General features: G+C 62.8%; 20 protein-coding genes. 1 reads left to right on the top strand and 19 read right to left on the bottom strand.

What is annotated here, in order from left to right; genetic code table 11:
- The first annotated feature begins 93 nt into the window (after positions 1-93).
- Entirely contained in the window at positions 94-5,124 is a 5,031-nt protein-coding gene (locus F7R20_RS15680; RefSeq protein ID WP_003197339.1) for an NEL-type E3 ubiquitin ligase domain-containing protein, read from the top strand.
- 109 nt (positions 5,125-5,233) lie between these two features.
- Here F7R20_RS15680 and ureC read toward each other — a convergent pair whose 3' ends face one another.
- The 19 genes from ureC to F7R20_RS15575 form a co-directional block, all read right to left on the bottom strand.
- On the bottom strand, positions 5,234-6,934 hold the full coding sequence (gene ureC, locus F7R20_RS15675) for an urease subunit alpha (protein WP_003197341.1): 1,701 nt from the start codon (positions 6,932-6,934) through the stop codon (positions 5,234-5,236).
- Positions 6,935-7,072: 138 nt separating this feature from the next.
- On the bottom strand, positions 7,073-7,378 hold the full coding sequence (locus tag F7R20_RS15670) for an urease subunit beta (protein ID WP_003197343.1): 306 nt from the start codon (positions 7,376-7,378) through the stop codon (positions 7,073-7,075).
- Positions 7,375-7,908: a GNAT family N-acetyltransferase gene (locus F7R20_RS15665; protein ID WP_003197345.1), complete on the bottom strand. Its 534-nt coding sequence runs from the start codon at positions 7,906-7,908 to the stop codon at positions 7,375-7,377. Before F7R20_RS15665 ends, F7R20_RS15670 begins: the two co-directional genes overlap by 4 nt.
- A 5-nt stretch (positions 7,909-7,913) precedes the next feature.
- On the bottom strand, positions 7,914-8,447 hold the full coding sequence (locus tag F7R20_RS15660; RefSeq protein ID WP_003197348.1) for a GNAT family N-acetyltransferase: 534 nt from the start codon (positions 8,445-8,447) through the stop codon (positions 7,914-7,916).
- 9 nt (positions 8,448-8,456) lie between these two features.
- On the bottom strand, positions 8,457-8,759 hold the full coding sequence (ureA, locus tag F7R20_RS15655; RefSeq protein WP_003197350.1) for an urease subunit gamma: 303 nt from the start codon (positions 8,757-8,759) through the stop codon (positions 8,457-8,459).
- A gap of 213 nt (positions 8,760-8,972) precedes the next feature.
- The gene (locus F7R20_RS15645; protein ID WP_003197352.1) at positions 8,973-9,824 is read right to left on the bottom strand and encodes an urease accessory protein UreD; all 852 of its coding nucleotides are present in this window, start codon (positions 9,822-9,824) and stop codon (positions 8,973-8,975) included.
- 30 nt (positions 9,825-9,854) lie between these two features.
- Positions 9,855-10,553 carry an urea ABC transporter ATP-binding subunit UrtE gene (gene urtE, locus F7R20_RS15640; RefSeq protein WP_003197354.1) on the bottom strand — a complete coding sequence of 233 codons (699 nt, stop codon included), beginning with the start codon at positions 10,551-10,553 and terminating at the stop codon, positions 9,855-9,857.
- Positions 10,554-10,621: 68 nt separating this feature from the next.
- Positions 10,622-11,491, bottom strand: coding sequence for an urea ABC transporter ATP-binding protein UrtD (urtD, locus tag F7R20_RS15635; protein ID WP_003197356.1), 870 nt, complete (start codon positions 11,489-11,491; stop codon positions 10,622-10,624).
- Entirely contained in the window at positions 11,488-12,567 is a 1,080-nt protein-coding gene (urtC, locus tag F7R20_RS15630; RefSeq protein WP_003197358.1) for an urea ABC transporter permease subunit UrtC, read from the bottom strand. Before urtC ends, urtD begins: the two co-directional genes overlap by 4 nt.
- Positions 12,567-14,063: an urea ABC transporter permease subunit UrtB gene (gene urtB, locus F7R20_RS15625; protein WP_003197360.1), complete on the bottom strand. Its 1,497-nt coding sequence runs from the start codon at positions 14,061-14,063 to the stop codon at positions 12,567-12,569. Before urtB ends, urtC begins: the two co-directional genes overlap by 1 nt.
- Before the next feature lie 126 nt (positions 14,064-14,189).
- Positions 14,190-15,455 carry an urea ABC transporter substrate-binding protein gene (gene urtA / locus F7R20_RS15620; protein ID WP_003197362.1) on the bottom strand — a complete coding sequence of 422 codons (1,266 nt, stop codon included), beginning with the start codon at positions 15,453-15,455 and terminating at the stop codon, positions 14,190-14,192.
- A 328-nt stretch (positions 15,456-15,783) separates the two neighbouring features.
- A complete protein-coding gene (locus F7R20_RS15615) occupies positions 15,784-16,794 on the bottom strand; it encodes a FecCD family ABC transporter permease (RefSeq protein WP_027911808.1) in 1,011 nt (336 codons plus the stop codon).
- Positions 16,791-17,738, bottom strand: coding sequence for an ABC transporter substrate-binding protein (locus F7R20_RS15610; RefSeq protein WP_003197367.1), 948 nt, complete (start codon positions 17,736-17,738; stop codon positions 16,791-16,793). The genes F7R20_RS15615 and F7R20_RS15610 overlap by 4 nt, the downstream gene beginning before the upstream one ends.
- Positions 17,735-18,523, bottom strand: a complete 789-nt coding sequence (locus F7R20_RS15605) for an ABC transporter ATP-binding protein (protein ID WP_003197369.1) — start codon at positions 18,521-18,523, stop codon at positions 17,735-17,737. Before F7R20_RS15605 ends, F7R20_RS15610 begins: the two co-directional genes overlap by 4 nt.
- A gap of 231 nt (positions 18,524-18,754) precedes the next feature.
- A complete protein-coding gene (locus F7R20_RS15595) occupies positions 18,755-20,134 on the bottom strand; it encodes a PepSY-associated TM helix domain-containing protein (RefSeq protein WP_003197371.1) in 1,380 nt (459 codons plus the stop codon).
- Between the two features lie 166 nt (positions 20,135-20,300).
- On the bottom strand, positions 20,301-22,427 hold the full coding sequence (locus tag F7R20_RS15590) for a TonB-dependent copper receptor (protein ID WP_003197373.1): 2,127 nt from the start codon (positions 22,425-22,427) through the stop codon (positions 20,301-20,303).
- 84 nt (positions 22,428-22,511) lie between these two features.
- Positions 22,512-22,901 (bottom strand): DUF2946 domain-containing protein, encoded by a 390-nt coding sequence (locus tag F7R20_RS15585; RefSeq protein ID WP_003197375.1) that lies wholly within the window; start codon positions 22,899-22,901, stop codon positions 22,512-22,514.
- Between the two features lie 57 nt (positions 22,902-22,958).
- Positions 22,959-23,438: a copper chaperone PCu(A)C gene (locus F7R20_RS15580; protein ID WP_003197377.1), complete on the bottom strand. Its 480-nt coding sequence runs from the start codon at positions 23,436-23,438 to the stop codon at positions 22,959-22,961.
- Positions 23,439-23,484: 46 nt separating this feature from the next.
- Positions 23,485-23,895: a DUF2946 domain-containing protein gene (locus F7R20_RS15575; RefSeq protein WP_003197380.1), complete on the bottom strand. Its 411-nt coding sequence runs from the start codon at positions 23,893-23,895 to the stop codon at positions 23,485-23,487.
- Positions 23,896-24,467 lie beyond the last annotated feature (572 nt).

Here is a 24,467-nt window from a genome sequence, read left to right as displayed (position 1 = left end):
AATAGATAGATAGCGATAACCATAAATAGTTACCGCATCCAGCGCTGTGGCACTGAGTAGGCTCGGGTTTTCCAACAACAAGGATGACCCGATATGCCAGAACCGATTCTTGGCCCTGTGCGCCCGGAAAGCCGCGGCATGCACTTGGACCTGCTCAAGACCCGAATTCCCGGCTGGTACAGCGGCGCTATCGTGCAACGCCAGCAGGAACTGAGCGACCATGTGCTGGACCTTCCAGATTGGTACGTGAAGGCCTCCCACGAAACCAGGGCCCGCCTCAAGCACAGTCACGCCCGCTACCGCGAAACCCTGAACCAGATCGACAATGTGCTGGGCAATGTCCAGGACATTCGCGCCTTTGCCGAGCCGTTGCTCAACCAGGCGATCCAGGATGAGTTCAAGCGCACGCAGAACGTCAATCAGGTTTATTTCGTCCGCAAGTACGGGCGCCAGGCGCGCGGTGATTTTTTTGGCGCGTTGGTGCTCGACAGCGAGGGCAGCCATTTCGATCGCTACGAATACCACGGCACTTCGTTGCTGGAGGCCGCGCTGGCCAATTTCGACGCCGACGAAGAGCGCAAGCCTGGCTGTGACGACTGCAGCCTCATTACTACGGTGCGGCCGTTTTATACGGGCGAGGTTGTTCCGGCCATCAACGCCTTTCGCGCCGGGGCGTTGCCGATCACGCCCGAGGCTTTTGCCAGGCTGTGCCGCAAGCTGGACCTGGGGCGCCGCTATCAGGAACACATCAACGCCATCGTACGGCCGATCGACCACCAGTTGGATCGCCAACTGCGCGCGCATCACCAAGAGGGATTGGCGCTTTGTGTCGAGGTCGCCTGGGCCAAGGGCGACATCAGCCTGGCCGCTTACCGAATGTTGCAGCAGGTGGTCAGCGATCAGCGCGAGGTCATGCTCGATGGGCGGGCGGTGACGTTCACCTCATTGAACATTTTCGGCATCGGCTTGGTTGGCCCGGTACTGATCGGGCCCGACCGGGAGAGCAGTCGGCGGGTGGAACGGGTGGTGGCCTACCTGCCGGGCGATCCTGAGCAACCCCTCAAGGAATATGCGTCCAGCGGCGAATTCATGGTCGATCTGCGCCGGCGTTTGCATCGCGTCGCCTACCGGCGCTTCTTCAGTCGCTTTGTACCGTTGCGTCAATTGGGCGGATTTTTCCAGCGTTTCAACCGCCTCTATCAGCCTGGCGCGCCAGCGGATGATCAGGCCGATTACCCGCTCAAGTCGAAATTGCCGGCACTGCCCATGGAGACGTCCTCCCTGCCCGACCCCTTGTGGGAATCGCTGCGTCGCAGGCAGATCCAGAAGATCCAGGCCGATGCCCGGGCGGTGGCGGTGCCCACCGGCGATGAAGACAAAAAAGCCCGTCTGGCGCGGCTGGACAGTTACCTGGATGCCGTGATCGATGTCTTCAACCTGGCAGCGTTCGTGGTGCCAGGGCTTGGGCCGCTGATGCTGACGGTGGGCGCTGTGCAGATGTTCAACGAAGCGTTCGAGGGCATCGAAGCGTTCGAGCGCGGCGAGACCAGGGAAATGTGGGCGCATTTCTCCAGCGTGGCCCTCAACACGGCATTCGTCGCCACCGGTGCGGCGGTGCTGCCGCACATTCAGTGGTCGAGCACGGTGGAGCAGTTGGAACCGGTCCAATTGGCCAATGGCGAGTCACGCCTCTGGCGCCCCGACATGGTGCCTTACCGGAGTACGCTGGAGCCGCCGGCGACCTTGGTCCCGGATACTCTAGGGCTGTACCGGGTCGAGGGTCGAGACGTTGTGTCGTTGGACGACCAGAATTACCAGGTGCAACAGGACCCGACGACCCAGCGCTATCGCATTCGTCATCCTTCCCGCGGGCCGGACGCCTATCAGCCTGGGCTGACGGACAACGGTAGCGGTGCCTGGAGCCATGAACTGGAACGGCCGCGCAGCTGGGAAGGGGCTACGCTGATGCGCCGGCTCGGCCATCGCGTCAAGAGGTTCAGCGACGCAGAGCTGGAGCAGATCCGTACGGCCAGTGGCACCAGCGAGCAGGTGTTGCGGCGGCTGCATGTCGAGGGTGAACCGATGCCGGCCTTGCTGGCCGACACGATCAAGCGCTTCGACCTGTGCCGGCAAGTCGACGATTTCATCGGGCAACTGCAAAGCGAAGATCCGCTGCAGTATGAACACGCCGATCCGATGACCCAGTTGCATCTACTCACGGGCTACGGTCCGTGGCCAAAAGGGCTCAAGCTCAAAGTGGTCGACGGCGGGGGCAGGACGCTTTGGGAGTACGTTCGCCCATCGGAAGAAGGGGACCGGGTTCGCGACGTCATCATCCCCGAGAGGAAAGTCCGCACACCCTGGGTGTTGAAGAATCTGATCGAGACGGTGGACGCTGCGGGGGGCGATCTGTTGGCGGGCACGAGCCCGGCAATTGCGAAAACCAATATGGACGCTCGGATCCAGCAGCTGCGCAAGACACTCGCCGCCGTGGTGGTGCGGGAAAAAATGCACGTGTTCAACGATTACTACGCCAAGGAAGACGTGTCGAGCGAGCCGCGTGCAGCACTGATCAAGTCGCGGTTTCCCTCGGTTCCAGCGGCGGCCATCGAACAGGTGGTGGCGTTTGCCAACCCGGCCGAGCAACAGCAAATGGCCGCTTGGGACTTCGCGGATACGACCCAGACCAAACCCATTCCACTGCGTATCGCCGAAGAGCTGCGGGACTACCAGCGAGCGCTGCGTTTGAACCGGGCCTACGAAGGGCTCTATCGCGAGGCGTTGGTTGCGGCCGACACCCCCCGACTGGTGTTGGCGACCTTGAAGAGCTTGCCCGGATGGAACGACGCGGTGCGCATCGAGCTGCGCGACGAGGTGTTTTCAGGCGCCTTGATCGACAGCGTCGGCGCCCAGGACGCAATGCAGACCAAGGTCGTGGTCAAGGACGGTGAGCGCTACAAGGCCTTCGACGACAACGGCAATGAACTGAGCCACTGGGATAGCCTCTACGAGGCCGTGCAGCATGCGCTCCCCGATGCGGAGCGGCGGGCCATGGGCCGCCCTTCGGTTCATCACGGCGCCCTCTTGCAGAAGGCTGTCGGTGCAACACCATTGAGCCGAGCTTCGCTGGCGAAGCACCTGCAGATGCAACCGCGCAAGTCATCCTTCAAATCACCGATGCGCCTGGCCTCGGGCAAGGTTGGTTACCCCATGAGTGGCGTGCGGGGGTTGTTGGGCCTGGGGCGGTCCCCCGAGCGTCGGGTGCTGGATTTGTACCCGGACTATACGAGTGAGCAAGTCCAGGCCCTGTTGCGGTCCCTGGGGGATCAAGCCGTTCCCGAACTCAAGCGGCGCAAAGTCGAGCTGGATACGCTGATCCGCGATCTGGACCGCTGGGCCACCACCCCCGTATGGCTTGATGCGGGTAATGATCGTCTCGAGCAACTGCTACCCGCGATCAAGCGGGGTGTGGCTAATCGAATTCAATGGTGCTGGCGGCGCCAAGGCCCGATCGTTGCGGCGGTGGATGGCAGCAGGGTTGGCTATGAGCTTAATCTGAGCGGGGTGGCGTTAGGGACGCTGCCAGGTCTGTCGGCCGACTTCAGCCATGTGGTCTCGCTGAAGCTGCGTAGCATGCGCTTGGCGGAACCCTCATGCGACAAGTTCCTCAAGAGCTTCTCCGCGCTCCGTTGGCTGGACATGTCGTTCAACCGCCTGAACGATCTTCCCCCTTCGGTGGAGTTGATGGAGGGGTTGACCCGGCTGCACTTGGCGATGAATGAAATCACCCTGTCCGCGCGCAGCATTCAGATCCTTGAAGGGCGTACCCAGCTGAAAATCCTCGACCTGAAATGGAACCCCCTGGGCCAATTACCGGATTTCAGCCGGTTGCCCGACCTGCGTGGGCTGAATCTGAACGGTACCGATATCAGCACTTGGCCGACTGGCCTGCGCGACCTGCCGCTGGAAGAACTCGATTTGCGCAACAACGAGCTGACCGAAGTACCGACCGAACTGACGGATCCACCGGCCGAGCGTGCTCACGCCACGGCACGGGTCAATGGCGTGACCTTCGTGCAGAACAATCCACTGAACGAGGCGACCCAGCAGCGCTTGCGTGATTATTGGGCGAACCTCGCAACGTCGCATCCCGAATGGGTGACCTTTCGTTCGCCTGGCGCGTTTGAACATGTCCCAGGGGGAAGGCTATCGGATGTGGATCGATGGCTGCTAGACCTGCCCAGGGAGCAACAGCAGGACAAAAATACACTGTGGCGGAGCCTGGAGGCTGAAACGCAGTCCAGGGAGTTTTTTCAGCTGTTGAACCGATTGGCCGGCTCTTACCAGGACGTGGAAAATTATCCGGACCTCCAGGCGCGTGTCTGGCAGATGCTTGAAGCGATCAGGGACTCCACCGACTTGCGCCGTGAGCTGTTCGACCTGGCTGGCGCGCCGGCGTGTGAGGATCGCGCCGCGTTGTCCTTCAGCTACCTGGAAATCAAATTGATGATCCACAACGCCAAGGCCCTGATGGTGGGAGAACAGGAGGCTGTGGCGCTGATCCGGCTGGCCAAGGGGCTGTTTCGCCTCGATGAGGTGGAGCGTATTGCCCTGCAGGATATCCAGCAGCGGCGTGACACGATCAATGCTCGTGAGGATCTCACCGCCGCGCAAAAGAATCGGCTCATCAGGCAGATCGAAGAGGTGGAGGTGCGCCTGGCCTACCGTGTCGGTCTCAAGAGTCGACTGGAACTGCCGGGACAGCCCAAGGGTGGGCGCTTTATCCAGATGGCCGGCGTTACGGCAGAGATGCTCAATGCGGCGGCGGCCGAGATCCTGGCGCTGGATGATTCACCGAAGCAATTGCAGTCGCTGGTTGGCCGGGACTTCTGGATCGATTACGTGAAGCAAAAACGCGCGAGCCTTTTCCAGGCGATGAATGATGCCCTCATCGCCAATCAGCTTGCGCTGGATGAGGCGAAAGCGGCCGGAACCCTGGAGGAGCCTGACTATGTCAGCCAATCCGAGACACTGGGCTTGCAACACAAGGTCAAGGAAGCGGAACTCATCCAGTTATTGACCGAAGAGGAGCTGGACGCCCTGGTGGAAAGCACGGACCTGTAAGACGACCCCGAAAAAATGTGGGAGCGAGCTTGCTCGCGATAGCGGTGGTTCAGCTTGCATACGTGTTGAATGTGCCGCCGCCATCGCGAGCAAGCTCGCTCCCACAGGATCAAAACAGGAAATAGCGCTGCGCCATCGGCAGCACTTCAGCCGGTTCGCACCACAGCAACACGCCGTCGGCCTTGACCTGGTAGGTCTGTGGGTCAACGTCGATGCTCGGCAGGTAGTCGTTGTGGATCAGGTCGGTCTTCTGCACGTCGCGGCAGCCTTTGACCACGGCGATTTTCTTCTTCAGCCCAAGCTGTTCCGGCAACCCGGCCTCGGCGGCGGCCTGGCTGATGAAGGTCAGGCTGGTGGCATGCCGTGAGCCGCCGTAGCTTGCGAACATCGGCCGGTAGTGCACCGGTTGTGGCGTCGGGATCGAGGCGTTGGCGTCACCCATCAGGCTGGCGGCAATCGCCCCGCCCTTGAGGATCAACGTCGGCTTGACGCCGAAGAACGCCGGGCGCCACAGCACCAGGTCGGCCCACTTGCCCACTTCGATGGAACCCACTTCATGGCTGATGCCGTGGGTGATCGCCGGGTTGATGGTGTACTTGGCGATGTAGCGCTTGATGCGGAAGTTGTCGTTGCCTTCGCCGTCGCCGGGCAGGGCGCCGCGTTGCTTCTTCATCTTGTCGGCGGTCTGCCAGGTGCGCGTGATGACTTCGCCGACGCGGCCCATGGCCTGGCTGTCGGAGCTGATCATCGAGAACGCGCCGAGGTCGTGGAGAATGTCTTCGGCGGCGATGGTCTCGCGGCGGATGCGGCTTTCGGCGAAGGCCACGTCTTCGGCAATGCTCGGGTCCAGGTGATGGCAGACCATCAGCATGTCCAGGTGTTCGTCGATGGTGTTGCGGGTGAACGGCCGGGTCGGGTTGGTGGAACTGGGCAGCACGTTGGCGAAGCCACAGGCCTTGATGATGTCCGGCGCGTGACCACCACCGGCGCCTTCGGTGTGGTAGGTGTGGATGGTGCGGCCCTTGAAGGCGGCGAGGGTGGTTTCGACGAAGCCCGATTCGTTGAGGGTGTCGGTGTGGATCGCCACCTGCACGTCGTACTGGTCGGCCACGCTCAAGCAGTTGTCGATGGCTGCTGGTGTGGTGCCCCAGTCTTCGTGCAGCTTCAGGCCGATGGCGCCGGCCTTGACCTGCTCGATCAACGGCTCCGGCAGGCTGGCGTTGCCCTTGCCGGTGAAGCCGATGTTCATCGGGAAGGCGTCGGCGGCCTGGAGCATGCGCGCCAGGTGCCATGGGCCGGAGGTGCAGGTGGTGGCGTTGGTCCCGGTGGCGGGACCGGTGCCGCCGCCGATCATGGTGGTGACGCCGCTCATCAGCGCTTCTTCGATCTGCTGGGGGCAGATGAAATGGATGTGGGTGTCGATGCCGCCGGCAGTGAGGATCATGCCTTCGCCGGCGATCACTTCGGTGCTGGCGCCGATGGCGATGGTCACGTCGGGCTGGATGTCCGGGTTGCCGGCCTTGCCGATGGCCGCGATGCGTCCGTCCTTGAGGCCGACATCGGCCTTGACTATGCCCCAGTGGTCGATGATCAGCGCGTTGGTGATCAAGGTGTCGACGACCTCGGCGGCCAGCAGCTGGCTTTGGCCCATGCCGTCGCGAATCACCTTGCCGCCGCCGAATTTCACTTCTTCGCCGTAGGTGGTGAAGTCTTTTTCCACTTCGATCCACAACTCGGTGTCGGCCAGGCGGACCTTGTCACCGACGGTGGGGCCGAACATGTCGGCGTAGGCTTGTCTCGAAATCTTCATGTGCTCGCCTTGAAACTCAATTGATAGTAAGGCCGTTCGCTGCGCTCACTTTTCGCGAGCAGGCTCGCTCCCACAGTTGACCGCATTCCCCTGTGGGAGCGAGCCTGCTCGCGAAGGGGCCAACGCAAATGCCGTGACCTAAAGGTTGCCCATGACCCGCCCGGCAAACCCGAACACCCGGCGATGCCCGGCCAGGTCCACCAGTTCCACCTCGCGGCTCTGGCCCGGTTCGAAGCGCACCGCGGTGCCGGCCGGGATGTTCAGGCGCATGCCACGGCTGGCGGCGCGGTCGAAGGTCAGGGCGTCGTTGGTTTCGAAAAAGTGATAGTGCGAACCGACCTGGATCGGCCGGTCGCCGCTGTTGGCGACGTTCAGCGTGAGCGTGCGGCGGCCGACGTTGAGTTCGATGTCGCCAGGCTGGACCTGGTATTGCCCTGGAATCATTGCGGTTGCCCCAAAGTCTTGTAGTAAATGGCGGTCGGTGTGTAGGTCCCGTCCGGGCTCTGGCAGTAGTCGGGCAGTTCGCCGACGCGGGTGTAGCCCATGGCCCGGTAGAACGCCTCGGCCTCGGAGCCGGCCTCGGTGTCGAGGTACAGCAGGCCGCGCTTGTGCTGACGGGCGCCGAGTTCCAGGGCACTCATCAATTGCTGGCCCAGGCCACGACGGCGGGCCTCGCCGCGGACCAGCAGCTTCTGCACTTCGGCGCGATTGAGTCCGTTGGGCTTCTGGCACAGGGCAAGCTGGACGCTGGCCTGCACCTGTTCATCCTTGACCACCACCCACAGCAGCAGGTGGCCCTGGTTGAGGCTGGCCTGGACCTCGTCGAAATAGGCGCGGGCCTGGACGGCATCGAGATCGGCCATGAACCCCACGCTGGCGCCGTACCCGACGGCGTCGAGCAACAGATCGATCAGGCCCTGACGATAATGCGCAAAGCTTTCAGCGTGGACTCGACGTAACTGGGCGGGGTTCATAGGCATCACTCCTTGTCGAAGACGGGCGGTTGCGCCCCGGGATTGAGGACCAACTGCATGAAAGTCAGATCCAGCCAGCGGCCGAACTTGGTACCCACCTGGGGCATCTGCCCGGTGGTGACGAAACCGGCGCGCTCGTGCAGGCGAATCGAGGCAACGTTGCCGCTCTCGATGGCGGCGACCATCACGTGTTTGCCGCAGGCCCTGGCGCGCTCGATCAGTGCGCTCATCAACAACGGGCCGAGGCCATTGCCGCGCTGGTCGCTACGTACGTAGACCGAATGCTCCACGGTGTGCCGGAAACCGTCGAAAGGCCGCCAGTCGCCGAATGAAGCGTAGCCGAGCACGTTCTCCTCGGCGTCGACCACCACCAGCACCGGATAGCCTTGGGATTGTCGTGTACTGAACCACGCCTGGCGATTGCCCAGGTCCACTGACTGTTCGTTCCAGATCGCGGTGGTGTTCAGTACCGCGTCGTTGTAGATATCGCGGATCGCTGGCAGGTCCGGGTGTTGGGCGTCACGAACGTGGTGAGTCATTGCGTGGCCTCAGGCGATGGGCTGGTGGACGGTGACCAGTTTGGTGCCGTCGGGAAACGTCGCCTCGACCTGGATCTCGGGGATCATTTCCGGGATGCCTTCCATCACCTGTTCGCGACTCAGCAGCGTGGTGCCGTAGTGCATCAGCTCGGCGACGGTCTGGCCGTCACGGGCGCCTTCGAGCAGGGCCGCGGAAATATAGGCCATGGCCTCCGGGTAGTTGAGCTTCAGGCCACGGGCCAACCGTCGTTCGGCGACGAGGCCGGCGGTGAAGATCAACAGCTTGTCTTTTTCGCGTGGGGTCAGGTCCATGTGCAATCCATAAAGGCAGATAAAAAATTTTCGCGGTAAACCCATTCCACTGTGGGAGCGAGCCTGTGGGAGCAAACTCTGTGGGAGCAAAACTTGCTCGCGATAGCAGCGCCTCGGTCGATCAGAAGGACCGCGTTATCGTTCATCGCGAGCAAGCTTTGCTCCCACAGAGTTTCATTGCTTCCACTCCATTGCTTCCACAGAAAAGCAGATTCATGTGCTCCAGATCCGGGGTGGCACGGCCTCTCTTCCAAGCAATGCAGGCCTGAGCAAGCGCCACAACTCAATCAACCACCCGCGCGCCAGCAACGCCTCGCTCGCCAGGCAGCGGGCCACGACCAGGCCGGGCAATTGGGTCAGGTCGCCACGTACGTCATGGCCCAGGGATCGGCACTGCTCCAACAGCTCGCTGTCGATCTCGCCGGTCACCAATAACGTGGCAAACACTGGATCGCCGCCCAGCCCGATGGGTGAGTCGAGCAACCCATCACCGCCCACAATGCGCTGGCGCTCGTGCCACAGCAACTGGCCGTCGCGGCGAATGTCCAACCGTGACTGGAAATGCCCCAGGTCGAACCGCTCGCCGCTGGCCGGTCGGCCGAGGGCAACCATGTCCCAGTAGAACAGGCGCCCGTCGCCCTGCAGGTCGATGCAGGTGTTGAGTTCGGCCTGGGCCGCGCTGAAGACGATGGTTTCCTGGGGCAGCCATTCCAGGGTCGCGCCGGGAGCCACGCTCAGGGTCAATTGCTGATACGCAGGACCCGCGGCGCGATACCACTTGGCCGCGCCGGGGCTGGTCAACTGCGCCCAGGCGCCCGGGCCGACGTGGGCCGAGATGTCCAGTCGGTCACCGCCGGCAATCCCGCCGGGCGGGTGGACAATGATGTGCTGGCACACCTCAGGGCCTTCGGCATACAAGTGCTTCTGCACCCGCAGCGGGCCTTTATGACGGCGCTGTACCGGACGCGTGCAATCGCCGAATCGGGCGTAACCCAGTTCCAGCTCGGCATGCCAGCTGGGGGTGAAGATGGCCGAAGGCGCCAATGAACAGACAGGTAGATTCATGATTTCTGATTATCTTCAGGACGCTACAGACTAGATCGTAACCAGCCCGCGCACACCCTCGGCTTCCATATTTTCTCCGCGCCCCTGCTGCACGATCTCGCCCCGGGACATCACCAGGTACTGATCGGCCAGCTCGGCGGCGAAGTCGTAGAACTGCTCCACCAGCAAAATCGCCATGTCGCCCCGGGCCGCCAGTTTCTTGATCACCGCTCCGATCTCCTTGATCACCGAGGGCTGGATGCCTTCGGTGGGCTCGTCGAGAATCAGCAGGCGTGGACGGCTGGCCAGGGCCCGGCCAATGGCGAGCTGCTGTTGCTGGCCGCCGGACAAATCACCGCCACGGCGTTGTTTCATCTGCAGCAGCACCGGGAACAATTCGTAGATGAATGCCGGCACTTCCTTGGCTTCGGAGCCGGGAAAGCGCGACAGGCCCATCAGCAGGTTTTCTTCCACCGTCAGCCGCCCGAAAATCTCCCGGCCCTGGGGCACGTAGGCGATGCCGGCATGCACTCGTTGGTGTGGCTTGAACGTGGTGATGGCTTTGCCTTCCCAATTCACCGCGCCTTCCTTGGCCGGCAACAGGCCCATCAGGCATTTGAGCAGGGTGGTCTTGCCCACGCCGTTACGCCCCAACAGGCAAGTCACCTCGCCGACCTTGGCGTCGAACGACAGGCCGCGCAGGATGTGGCTACCGCCGTAGTACTGGTGCAGTTTGTCGACTTGCAGCATGTCTTGAATTCCCCTCAAGTCCTCTGTGGGAGCAAAGCTTGCTCCCACAGGGAACAGTGTTTGCAGGTCTACCGACCGAGATACACCTCGATCACCCGCTCATTTTCCTGCACCTGTTCCAGCGACCCTTCGGCCAGCACGCTGCCCTGGTGCAACACGGTGACGTGGTCGGCAATCGCGCCGACGAAGCCCATGTCGTGTTCCACCACCATCAGCGAATGCTTGCCCGCCAAGGACTTGAACAGCTCGGCGGTGAACTCGGTCTCGGCGTCGGTCATGCCCGCCACCGGCTCGTCGAGCAGCAGCAATTGCGGGTCTTGTACCAGCAGCATGCCGATCTCCAGGAACTGCTTCTGCCCGTGGGACAGCAGCCCGGCAGCGCGGTTGACCGAGGTCGTGAGACGAATGGTCTCGAGTACTTCGCCGATGCGATCGTGCTGCTCGCCGCTCAGTTTCGCCCGCAGGCTGGCCCACACCGATTTGTCGGTCTTGAGCGCCAGCTCCAGGTTCTCGAACACGCTCAACGCTTCGAACACCGTGGGCTTCTGGAACTTGCGACCGATGCCGGCCTGGGCGATCGCCACTTCGCTCATGCTGGTCAGGTCCAGGGTTTCGCCGAACCAGGCCTTGCCATGGCTGGGACGGGTCTTGCCGGTGATCACGTCCATCAGCGTGGTCTTGCCGGCGCCGTTGGGGCCGATGATGCAGCGCAATTCGCCGACGCCGATGTACAGGTTCAAATCGTTCAAGGCCTTGAAGCCGTCGAAACTGACGCTGATGTCTTCCAGGGTCAGGATGGTGCCGTGGCGGGTGTTCAGGCCCTGGCCGGCTGCTTGGCCGAGGCCGATGGCGTCGCGGCTGCTGCCGGCGTCCTGGCTGGGTTGCGGTGGAAAGAAGGCGGGTTCGAGCATGAATTCGGCACTCGCTGTGATTCTCATTGTTCACCTCTTTTCTTCAGCAGACCGATCACGCCCTTGGGCAGATACAGGGTCACGACGATGAACAGCGCACCGAGGAAAAACAGCCAGTACTCAGGAAACGCCACGGTGAACCAGCTCTTCATGCCGTTGACCACCCCGGCGCCCAGCAGCGGCCCGATCAGCGTGCCACGCCCGCCGAGGGCGACCCACACGGCGGCCTCAATGGAGTTGGTCGGCGACATTTCGCTGGGGTTGATGATGCCCACCTGCGGCACGTACAACGCCCCGGCCAGGCCGCACAACACCGCGCTCAACACCCAGACGAACAGCTTGAAACCACGGGGATCGTAGCCGCAGAACATCAGGCGGTTTTCCGCGTCACGCAGGGCGGTCAGCACCCGGCCAAACTTGCTGCGGGCCAGGCGCCAGCCGATGAACAGGCTTGCCACCAGCAACAACACCGTGGCGAAAAACAGCACCGCCCGGGTCCCCGGCTCGGTGATGCCAAAGCCCAGGATCGAGCGGAAATTGGTGAAGCCGTTGTTGCCGCCAAACCCGGTTTCGTTGCGGAAAAACAGCAGCATCCCGGCGAAGGTCAGGGCCTGGGTCATGATCGAGAAATACACGCCCTTGATCCGCGAGCGGAAGGCAAAAAAGCCGAACACCAGCGCCAGCAAACCCGGCGCCAGCACCACCAGGCACATCGCCCAGAGGAAACTGTCGGTGCCGGCCCAGTACCAGGGCAACTCGGTCCACGACAAGAAGGTCATGAACGCCGGCAAGCCATCGCCGGCGGCCTGGCGCATCAGGTACATGCCCATGGCGTAGCCGCCCAGGGCGAAGAACAGGCCGTGGCCCAGGGAGAGCAAGCCGGCGTAGCCCCAGACCAGGTCCAGGGCCAGGGCGACGATGGCGTAGCAGAGAATCTTGCCCACCAGGGTCAGGGTATACGCCGAGACGTGCAGCGGATTGTCAGCCGCCAGCAGCGACAGTAGCGGCAGGCTCAGCAGCACGGCCAGGATCAGCATGCCGACGACGAGGGTGACTTTGGGACCGGCCTTTTGCGTGGCCGTGAGCATCAGGGGCTGGTTCATCAGTCGATTACCCGTCCTTTGAGCGCGAAGAGGCCTTGCGGACGCTTCTGGATGAACAGAATGATCAGCGCGAGGATCAGGATCTTGCCGAGCACGGCGCCGATCTGCGGTTCGAGGATCTTGTTGGCGATGCCGAGGCCGAACGCAGCGAACACGCTACCGGCCAACTGGCCGACGCCGCCGAGCACCACCACCAGGAACGAGTCGATGATGTAGCTCTGGCCCAGGTCCGGACCGACGTTGCCGATCTGGCTCAGGGCCACGCCACCGAGCCCGGCGATGCCCGAGCCGAGGCCGAAGGCGAGCATGTCCACCCGCCCGGTGGGCACGCCACAGCAGGCGGCCATGTTGCGGTTCTGGGTCACCGCGCGCACGTTCAGGCCCAGGCGTGTCTTGTTCAGCAGCAGCCAGGTCAGCACCACCACGAACAGTGCGAAGGCGATGATCACGATGCGGTTGTACGGCAGCACCAGGTTCGGCAATACCTGAATTCCGCCAGAGAGCCAGGCTGGGTTGGCAACTTCGACGTTCTGCGCGCCGAACACCAGGCGCACCAGTTGGATCAGCATCAGGCTGATGCCCCAGGTGGCGAGCAGGGTTTCCAGCGGCCGCCCGTAGAGGTGGCGAATCACCGTGCGCTCCAGGGCCATGCCGATGGCGGCGGTAATGAAAAAAGCCACCGGCAGGGCGATCAGCGGATAGAACTCGATGGCGTTCGGGGCGAAGCGCTGGAACAGCATCTGCACCACATAAGTGGAGTAGGCACCCAGCATCAGCATCTCGCCGTGGGCCATGTTGATCACCCCCAGCAGGCCGAAGGTGATGGCCAGGCCGAGGGCGGCGAGCAGCAGGATCGAGCCCAGGGACATGCCGCTGAAGGCTTGGCCCAGCAATTCGCCCACCAGGAGTTTGCGTTTGACCTGGCTGAGGCTGGTTTCAGCCGCGGTGCGCACAGCGGCATCGGTTTCGACGCCGGGTTCGAGCAAACCTTCCAGGCGCGTGCGGGCCAGCGGATCGCCGGTTTCCCCCAGCAGCCGGACGGCGGCCAGGCGCACACTCGGGTTGGCATCCACCAGTTGCAGGTTCGCCAGGGCCAGACTCAGAGCAGCATGCACATCTTCGTCCTGCTCGCCGGCCAGTTGCCGATCGAGAAACGCCAGTTGCGCCGGGCGCGCGCTTTTTTGCAGTTGCTGCGCCGCGCCCAGGCGTACGCGGGCATCGACGGCGAGCAGTTGATGACTGGCGAGGGCGGTTTCGATCAGCCCGCGCAAGCGGTTGTTCAGGCGCAGGGTCTTGGGTTGGCCGTCGACGGTCAACTGGCCCTGTTGCAGGGCATTGATCAGTTCGACGCGCTCAGGCTCCGGCTGCGCGGCCCAGCTTTCCAGGAGTTTGGCCTGCTGGGTCGGGTTGGCGGCGACGAAGTCTTCGGCTTCCCCGGCGTGGGCGGCCATTGGTAGCAGCAAACATGCTAGGAGGAACAAACGATAAAGGGACATAGCTACGTCCTGTAAGGCGACGACGGACCCTGTGGGAGCAAAGCTTGCTCGCGATGGCGGTGTGTCTGGATGACCGCGATCGCGAGCAAGCTTTGCTCCCACAGAGTTAGGGGCTTGCTCCCAGGCTCAGTTGCTCTTCACCGCATAGTCAGGCTTCTTGTCGTTGCCGGCGATGAACGGGCTCCACGGTTGCGCGCGGATCGGGCCTTCGGTCTGCCAGACCACGTTGAACTGACCGTCGGCCTGGATCTCGCCGATCATCACTGGCTTGTGCAGGTGATGGTTGGTCTTGTCCATGGTCAGGGTGTAGCCCGACGGTGCGGCGAAGGTCTGGCCGGCCAGGGCTTCGCGGACTTTGTCGACGTCGGTGGACTTGGCTTTTTCCACGGCTTGCGCCCACATGTGGATGCCGACGTAGGTGGCTTCCATCGGGTCGTTGGTCACTGCTTTGTCGGCGCCTGGCAGGTTCTTGGCCTTGGCGTAGGCTTTCCATGAATCAACGAATTTCTTGTTCGCCGGGTTATCCACGGATTCGAAGTAGTTCCACGCCGCCAGGTTGCCTACCAGTGGCTTGGTGTCGATGCCGCGCAGTTCCTCTTCGCCCACCGAGAACGCCACGACCGGTACGTCGGTGGCTTTCAGGCCCTGGTTCGCCAGTTCTTTATAGAACGGCACGTTGGAGTCGCCGTTGACCGTGGAAATGACTGCGGTCTTGCCACCGGCCGAGAACTTCTTGATGTTGGCCACGATGGTCTGGTAATCGCTGTGGCCGAACGGGGTGTAGACCTCTTCGATGTCCTTGTCCGCCACACCTTTGGAATGCAGGAACGAGCGCAGGATCTTGTTGGTGGTGCGCGGGTAGACGTAGTCGGTGCCCAGCAGGAAATAACGCTTGGCACTGCCGCCTTCTTCGCTCATCAGGTATTCCACCGCCGGAATCGCCTGCTGGTTCGGCGCTGCGCCGGTGTAGAACACGTTTGGCGACATCTCTTCGCCTTCGTACTGCACCGGGTAGAACAGCAGCCCATTGAGCTCTTCGAACACCGGCAGCACGGATTTACGCGACACCGACGTCCAGCAGCCGAACACCACGGCGACCTTGTCCTGGGTCAGCAACTGCCGACCCTTTTCGGCGAACAGCGGCCAGTTCGACGCCGGGTCCACGACCACCGCTTCAAGCTTCTTGCCGTTCACACCACCCTTGGCGTTGATCTCATCAATGGTCATCAGCGCCATGTCCTTGAGGGACGTCTCGGAGATCGCCATGGTGCCGGACAGCGAATGCAGGATGCCGACCTTGATGGTCTCGGCGGCCTGGACGGTCCAGGCCATGCCCATCGCGGCAATGCTTGCCGAGAGTGTAAAAACCTTGATCAAGCTACGACGCTTCATTGTGCGATCTCCATGGACTTATGAATTTTTTTGAGGGCAGATGCAAACGCTGCAAGCGCTTTTGCAAGGGGTGTGCCCGGTCGGGGGAAGGCTTTGAAATGCGGGGTTGGCGTGGGAGGTGCACGAGCGGTTGCACCATGAGTGAGCGCGTTGCGGGGGCTGGTGCGAAGAGGTGCGCCACATTGGGGCGAGAGAATTGCGATGCCCCTGTGGGAGCGAGCTTGCTCGCGATAGGGGAGTGTCAGTCACCGCTAATTTGACTGATCCATCGCCATCGCGAGCAAGCTCGCTCCCACAGGTGATTTTTGTGATCAGGAAAAGACGCCGCTCAGCGACGCCGCATGAGTCCGATGAAAAACAATCCGCCGATAGCGGCTGTCGCGACCCCAATCGGCAAGTCTTCCGGCGCGATCAACGTCCGCGCCGCCACGTCCACCCACACCAGGAACAGGCTGCCGAGCAGCACGCAGGCCGGCAGCAACCGACGATGCTCGGCGCCCACCAGGCGCCGGGCAATGTGCGGGACCATCAGCCCGACAAAACCAATCGAACCGCTGATGGACACCAGCACGCCGGTCATCAGCGAGGCGATCAAGAAGATCCACAATCGCACCTTCGCCGCGTTCAGGCCCAGGGTCACGGCGGTCTGTTCGCCGGCCATCAGCGCGTTCAGCGGCCGGGCCATGCCCAGCAGCAACACCAGTCCCAGCACCACACTGGCCGCCGGCACCGCCAGCAGTTCCCAGCGGGCCAGGCCCAGGCCGCCGAGCATCCAGAACATCACTGCCGAACTGGCGCGATGGTCACCGAGGAACAACAACAGATTGGCCGCCGCCATCATCACGAAGGACACCGCCACGCCGCACAACAACAGCCGATCACTTTCCAGGCGGCCCTGGCGGGCAGCGATGGTCAGCACCAGCAGCATGCTCAGCAGCGCACCGATGAACGCCGCCAGCGGCAGGGTCAGCAGGCCGACAATCTCGCCGACATGCAGCACCACGATGACCGCTCCCAGAGTCGCGCCAGAGGTGACGCCCAGCAGGTGCGGGTCAGCCAGCGGGTTGCGCGTGACTGCTTGCAGCACCGCACCGATCAACGCCAGCCCGGCGCCGACCAAGGCACCGAGCAGCAACCGCGGGACGCGGATCAGCCAGACGATATGCTCCTGGCCGGGCGTCCAATGGACGTCACCCACCCTGAAGGCCTTGTTCAGCAGGATGTCCCAGACCACGGCCACCGGCACCCGCGCCGGCCCGAAACCCAGGGACACCACACACGACACCAGCAGCAGTGCGCCGAGGACCATCAGCAGGGCGCCATAGCGACGACCGTTCATTGGCCGTGAAAACCCCGCGCCAGGGTTTGCACCGCCAGCACGTTATCGATGCCCGGCGTGGCCTGCACGTAGGGAATCACAATGAAGCGCCGTTGCTGGATCGCCTCCACCGATTGCAGGGCCGGGTTGTTCAACAGGAATTGCTGTTTCTGCTCGGCGCTGACTTCGCCGTAGTCGACGATCACGATGACCTGCGGGTTGCGCTCGACCACGTTCTCCCAGTTCACCCGGGTCCAACTGGTTTCCACGTCATCGAGGATGTTGCGCCCACCGGCTGCGTCGATCAGGGCCTGGGGCATGCCCAGGCGCCCGGAGGTCATGGCGCGGTCTTCGCCGCTGTCGTACAGGAACACCCGCGGTTGCTGGGTGGGCAGGTGCTTGCGCACTTCGGCCACCTGGGCCTGCATCGTGGCGATCAGCGCGTTGGCGCGATCCTGCACGTCGAAGATCTTCCCGAGGTTGCGCAGGTCGTTGTAGGTGTCCTCAAGCGAGGCCGCCGGACGCTTCATCACGAACGCGCAGGATTCGGTCAGTTCGTAGACATTGATGCTCAGCGGTTCCAGAGTCTGCGGGGTCAGGTCGCCGCCCACCCGCATGCCGTAGTCCCAACCGGCGAAGAAGAAATCGACGTTGGCATTGAGCAGGTTTTCCACCGAGGGATATTTGGCGGCCAGTTCCGGCAGGCCATCAAGGATCCTGGCCATCTCGGGCGTCACCGATTTCCAGCCGCTGATGCCGCTGTAGCCGACCATGCGCGGTTTGAGCCCCAGGGCAAGCATCATCTGGGTCATGTTGATGTCATGGCTGACAGCGTGCCGAGGTGCCTCGTTGAACACCACCTGGCGGTTGCAGCTCTGGATCGTCAACGGGTAGTGGGTGGCTTCGGCCAAGGCGTGGGCACTGCCCAGCAGCAGGGGTAGCAACAGCAGGGAACGCAAGGTCATGGTTGGGTTATCCAGGTGATTCGTGGGTAGCCGGACAGCGGGTGTTCATCCACCAGGGCTTCGATGCCGAACACCTCGCGCAACAGCTCGACGCTGAGGACGTCCTTGGGCGTGCCGCTGGCGACGATGCGCCCGTGTTCGATCACGTACAGGCGGTCGCAGAAGGCGGCGGCCAGGTTCAGGTCGTGGAGGCTGGCGAGGGTGCCGATGCCCAGGCCCTTGATCAGTTGCAGCAATTGCAATTGATAGTGGGGGTCGAGGTGATTAGTCGGCTCGTCGAGGATCAGCAACTGCGGTTGCTGGGCCAGGGCCCGGGCGAGGATCACCCGTTGCTTCTCACCGCCCGAGAGGGTGGCGAATGCATGGTCGCCAAAGCCTGCGAGCCCGGCCGATTCCAGTGCCTGGCGCACCAGCCGGCGGTCGTCGTGATTGTCGCCGTCGAACAGACCTTTGTGGGGCGTGCGGCCCATGGCGACCACTTCCTCGACCGTCAGGCCGAAGGCGTCGGGAAACTCCTGCAGGACCACGGCGATGCGTTGGGCGCACCAGCGCGAGGACTGTTTCCAGACGTTGTGATGCTCGAGTTTCACCTCGCCATGTTCCGGCCGGCTGAAGCGATAGGCGCAGCGCAACAGGCTGGTCTTGCCACTGCCGTTGGGCCCGATCAACCCGACAAACTCCCCGGCCGCCACCTGCAACGTCACGTCACGCAGCTGGAACTGGTGATGACAGTGGCCATGGCCCAGGGGCGTCCAGGCGAGGTGGGAGAGGGTTAGGGAGGTCATGCAGCTACTCGGCATTTGGTGTGAAACACAGTCTCATTGTGGGAGCGGGCTTTGTGGGAGCAAGGCTTGCCCGCGATGAAAACGACGCGGTCTCTTGAGGACCGCAGCGCCTGGATCGCGAGCAAGCTTTGCTCCCACAAAGCCCGCTCCCACAGTTTGAACTGTGTTCGTGGTTTGGAAAGCGGTCGCGATTGTAGAGGTTTCGCACCGCCTTCCGTTAACGCACTGTCTTCAGCTTGAAGATGAAGCAATCTCAGGCTGGCGATTGAAACGGGTGACGAGGCGATCCAGCAACCACACCACCACCAGCGAAGCCCCCACCAACGGAAACACCACCGCCAGGGCCAGCATGATGAACACCCCGGCCTTCCAGGTCGGCAGGTCGTGACGCAGCGGCGGTACGCCGAACTTGCCCGCTGGCCGGCGCTTCCACCAAATCACCATGCCACTCACGGCGCTGAGCAGGATCATCAGGCAAATCAGCAGCACGATGATCTGGTTCAGCGGGCCGAACATCTTGCCTTCGTGCAGCATTACCCCGGTTTCGGTGGCGCGGGCCACGACGCCGTAGTGCTCCCAGCGCACATCGGCCAGGACCTTGCCGGTGTATTGGTCCACGTGCAGGGTGGCGTCGTTGCGCGGGTCGTCGGCAAACACGGCGACGGTGAACACGCCGGTGGACGTGGTCGGCAGGGTGATGCTGTAGCCGGGCGTGACCTGGCGTTCGGTGGCGATATCCTGCACCGCTTGCAGGCTGACGGTCGGGGCGGCGGGGCCTTCGTGCATGCCGCCGTGGCCCATGTGCTCGGCATGGTCGCCGGACATCGGCATCGGGGTATTTTCCACGGCCCAGGGCACGGTTTGACGATGGGCGTTGTTGAGGCTGCCGGCCTCGACGTCGGACTTGGGCACGTCATTCCACATCGCCGCCGGGAAGCGGTTCCAGAGGTTGGCGTATTGTTTGCCCCAGAAGCCGGTCCAGGTCATGCCGCTGAGCAGCATTACCAGCAGCAATGCCGCGCCCCAGAAACCGACGACGACATGCAAGTCACGCCAGAACAGCCGACCGCGCGCGCTCCAGCGCGGCCACAGCACTCCGGCTGATGATTGCCCGCGCGGCCACCACAGGTACAGCCCGGACACCACCAGCACCACGCCCCAACCAGCGGCCATTTCCACCAACCGGTCACCAACGGTGCCGATCAGCAGTTCGCCGTGAATGGCCCGGGCCATGGCTTGCAGGTTGTTCTTCGCATCCTGCTCGCCGAGGACATCGCCGTGGTACGGGTCGATGAACACATTCAGTTCCCGGCCCTGGTCGATCACCACGAATTGCGCGCTGCGCTCGGCATTGACCGGTGGCAGGTACTGTTTGACCTGGCCTTGGGGGTAGGCCTGGCGGACTTGCTTGAGCAGGTCGTCCGCCGCCAGGGTGTGATGCCCGGCCGGCACGTTCAGCAGGCTGCCATACATCAGTGGATCGAGTTGCGGCTTGAACAGGTAAATGATCCCGGTCAGGGCCAGCATCACCATGAACGGCGCCACGAACAGCCCGGCATAAAAATGCCAGCGCCAGGCCAGGTTGTAGAAATTGGGTTTCGGTTGGCTCATCGGAAAGCGCTCCGCAGGGCAAATTGGGTTGTTATGTTTTTGGCGGTTGCTGCGCAACCGATCGCGGGCAAGCCTTGCTCCCACAGGTATTCCCATTGCTGAGGGAGCACAATTTGTCCCGCAGCCATGACAAATACTGTGGGAGCAAGGCTTGCCCGCGATGCTTTTAGAAACTCATATCCACCTTGGTCCAGAGCGTGCGCCCCGGTTCGTTGATGGCCTGCGGGTCGCTCGCCGGGTAGCCGAACCCGGCGTTGCCGGCCAGGTTCAAGTGCTCGGCGTAGGCTTTGCCGAACAGGTTGTCGACGCCGCTGCTGACCTTCCAGTGCTTGTTGATGCGGTAGGCACCGTTGAGCGAGAACACGCCGAAGCCGGAGCTTTTGCCGTAGTCCTTGCCGACCACGTTGCCCTTGTTCTCGTCGACCCGGTGCTGCGCCGCCACCACCCGCCACAGGGCGCCGGCGCTCCAGCGATCTTCGCTGTAGGTCAGGCCCAAGCGTGCGTCCAGCGGCGGCATTTGCGCCAGGGCGCTGCCGTCGCTGCTGTTCTTGCCCCAGGCATAGGCCAGGGTGGCGTCGGCTTTCCAGCGCTCGCTCAGCTTGTAGGCCGCACCCAATTCACCACCCATGATCCGTGCATCGATGTTCTCGGCCCGCGAGGTGGTGCCCATCATCCCAGGGGTGTAATCGAACAGGATGTAGTCGCGCACCTGCCCGACATAACCCGATGCCCAGGCTTCGAGGGTTTCGGTCTTGTACTGCAGGCCGAAGTCGAGCTGGGTGGTTTTCTCCGGCTTGATCGCGTCGAAGGCATTCAGTGAACCGCTGGGGCCGACGTTCGCCGAGAACAGCTCCCAGTAGTCCGGGAAGCGTTGTGCGTGACCCACGCCTGCATAGAGGGTGGTGGGGCTGTCGTCCAGGTCGTGTTCGTAGCGGACGAAACCGCTGGGCAGCGTGTCGGCACGGGTGTCATCGGCGGTGGGGTTGGGCCGGGCCGACATGCCGGAACCGATGCTCTGGCGGTAGTCCTTGGCCGAGGCACGGTCGAGCCGGGCGCCGGTGATCACCCTGTCGCGGTCGGCGGCGTACCAGGTCAGTTCGCCGAACACCCCGTAATTGTGGAAATCGGCGTCCTTGCTGTACGGCAGGTCCTTGTAGGTATCCACGCCCATGCTGCTGCGTTGGCGATGCTCGTTGGTCTGCGCGTCCAGGCCGCTGATCAACTGCACATCGGCCCAGCGCCAGGTGGCCTTGATGCGGGCGCCGAGGGTGCGGCGGTCGACGTTGGAGGCCATGGGCCCGGCCATCATCCCGGTGCCGGACGGCGTGCGCAGCGTGTAGTTGTCCATCACGTGGTCGGCGTAGTTGTAGTAGACCTGGGCCTCGACCTTGTCCAGCACCTCGCCGATGTTCGAGCGCTCGAAACGCAGCCCGAGGCTTTCACGCTTGAACTGCGAGCCGTCCATGCCGCGCCCGGCGTAGCGTGCTTCACCGTCGCCCTTGCCGGCGGTCAGCTCCAGCAGGGTATCGGCGTCCGGCGTCCAGCCGAGGGTGACGTCGCCATTCCACTTGTCATAGCGCGACGGCACAGTGTCGTTATTGCCGTCGCGGTAATCGTCCGAATGCGCGGTGTTGCCGATTACCCGTACATACCCCAGCGGCCCACCGGCGGCAGCATCCACCACTTTGTCGAAACGGCCGTTGGAGCCGGCCAGCACACTGGCGTTGACCCGGGTGCCGAGTTCGCCGAACTGTTCCGGCTCGCGCTCGAACAGCACGGTCCCGGCCGATGCGCCGGGGCCCCAGAGCACTGTTTGTGGGCCTTTGATAACCGTGAGCTTGTCGTAGGTTTCTGGCGATATGTACGACGTCGGTGCGTCCATCCGACCCGGGCAAGCACCCAATAGCATGCTGCCGTTGGTGAGGATGTTCAGCCGCGAGCCGAACATGCCGCGCAACACCGGGTCGCCATTGGTGCCGCCGTTGCGTACCAGGGCGAAGCCCGGAATGGTCTTGAGGTAGTCGCCGCCGTCACTGGCCGGCACCGGTTGGCGCGGGTCCTTGGGGTTGGTGACGACGGTCAGGGGTGAGCTGGGGGCGATGGCGGTGATGACCGTCGGGCTCAGTTCTTCAACCTGATTGTCGTGATGCTCGTGCTCATCAGCGAGTACGTAGGGCGTGAGCAGCAGGCCGCACAGGGCGGCAATGGTTTGGCGTAAACGAACCCGTGGTTCGTTCAGGGAGCAGCGTACCTGGGCAGCGCCCAAAGCGATGTCAGCAGAAAACCTGGACATGATGATTCCATCGAACAGACGTAGACGACACGGTCGGGCAGCATGAAGCTGTCTTGTACGACCGGGGTGAGGTAAGTGTCGGGTTTACGCGTCGAGGGGCGGTGCGCGGGTGCGGGCACCCGGGAAGGACGCTGGCCGGGCATGGCCCAGGCGTGGGGAAAGGCTGGTGTAGGTGTTGGTCTGGGGTGTGTCGAAGACCGCGAAGGTGTGACCGCCAGGCAGTGCGGGGCAATTGAACAGCAGGCTGCAATAGCCGCATTTTTCCCACAACGCATGGTGCTCGCTCTGGGGCGGGCAGTGTTCGGCTGCCGGCGCTTCGTGCGCCGACATGTCCATGCTCATCTCCATGTTCATGTCCATGGACACAGGCATGGACATGCCCTGACCCATCGGCATCGACTGGGAAATCAGCGGGCCGATAAAGATCATCAGCATGGCGAACAGGCTGATCCAACTGCCGCGGGTCAGGCTCATGGGCTGACGGCGGGGCATGGACGGCCTGGCGCGAAGTGGTTGCACGGGCGGCTACGTCTACTGGGCGTGCATGTGTGTCTTGGTGCCGTCGGGGGCTTTTTTCTGCACCGCAACGTCGACCGTGACATTCCCGGCTTTTTCGAAATGCAGGGTCATGGCAAAGCGTTTGCCATCGCTGAGCAGGCTGCGGTCCTTCAGGTCCAGCAGCATCACGTGATACGCCATCGGCGCGAAGGTGACGGTCGCACCGGGGGCGATATCCACGACGGGCACCGGTTGCATCTTCATCAGGTCGTTTTGCATCACATGCTCATGGAGCTCGGCCTTGCCGGCAATCGGCGAGTCGACGCTGAGCAGCTTGTCGGCGGTCGTGCCGCCGTTGTGGATCACGAAATACGCGGCCACGGTCGGTGCGTTGGGCGGCAACTCCTGGGACCACGGATGGGCGATCTCAAGCTCGCCCACCTTGTACTGGTGAGCCTGGGCGAAGCCGACGGGAAGCAATAGGGCAGCCAGCAGGATAAGTCTGTTCAACATGGCAATTCTCCGGAACGATTCAGGGCGCAGTTTTATGCGGGAAGAATCAGACCAGAGGCGAGGCGCGGGGATTGAGGCTGGGCCACTGCTGGCGTGGCGTGGGGCTGTCGAGCTTCGAATGGACTGCACTGCGATGGGCCAGCTGTGCATCCAGATACAACTGCGGAACATGCCCGGCGAGCGCCACCAAAGGCGCTGAGCCTGAGCAGCACCAGCAATGCTGCATCGTTGAGTGATTGTCTTTCTGTTGCGTGCTTTGTTCGAGTTTGCCCAGGGAAATCGCCAGCATCTTCGTGCCGCTGGAGGAGCAGAAACTGCCCCACAGCAGTTGCTCGGCTGGCGAATTGGCCTGCGCATTCGCCATCGTGCCACCGCTGCCGGAAAGCGGCATGGCAAGCATGTTGAACAGCACTGCGAAGCAGGCGATCCAGGCAAATGCAAGCCGTTGTCGGGACATGGGGCAATCCGCTCGATGGGCGATCAGGTGGCGGTATTTAGCCTGATCGGGGTTGAGAAGTAAAAAGGCCACGTGCGGTATAGGGTCGCAGGGCTGGTGTTAACAGTAGCAACAGATCTTCAAGTGAGTGCTTTTGTGGTGAGGGAGCTTGCTCCCGTTGGGGCGCGTAGGAGCTGTCGAGCGAAGCGAGGCTGCGATCTTTCCACAGGCGCTTGAGTCCCAAGTGGAAAGATCAAAAGATCGCAGGCTTCGCCAGCTCCTACAGAGCCCAGCGGGAGCAAGCTCCCTCGCCACAGAGCGGCGGCTGTGCGCAGGTTAGTCGACCGGGGAGTCCAGCATTACCGGCGCGCCCGAAGGCGCCCTGCGCACAACCACCATCAAGTGCAGGGATGAAATACCTGACTGACGAAGCTTGTGAACCCGCTGAAAACCTCGGGCGACTAAACCCGATCACTGAAGGGCAGTGACGGGAATCAAGTTACCGAGGGCCTCCAAGGCGCACAAGCCGGCGGATTCTGGCGTAGTTGTAGGCAGCGACGCAAGGTGATGTAGCCTGCTGACGTAGTTCTGAC

Origin of the sequence: Pseudomonas brassicacearum subsp. brassicacearum (assembly GCF_008801605.1) — a bacterium.
In the GTDB taxonomy this organism is placed as follows: domain Bacteria; phylum Pseudomonadota; class Gammaproteobacteria; order Pseudomonadales; family Pseudomonadaceae; genus Aquipseudomonas; species Aquipseudomonas brassicacearum.
The sequence above is the reverse complement of the archived record's forward strand: the minus strand, read 5'-3'. Positions and strand labels throughout refer to the sequence as shown.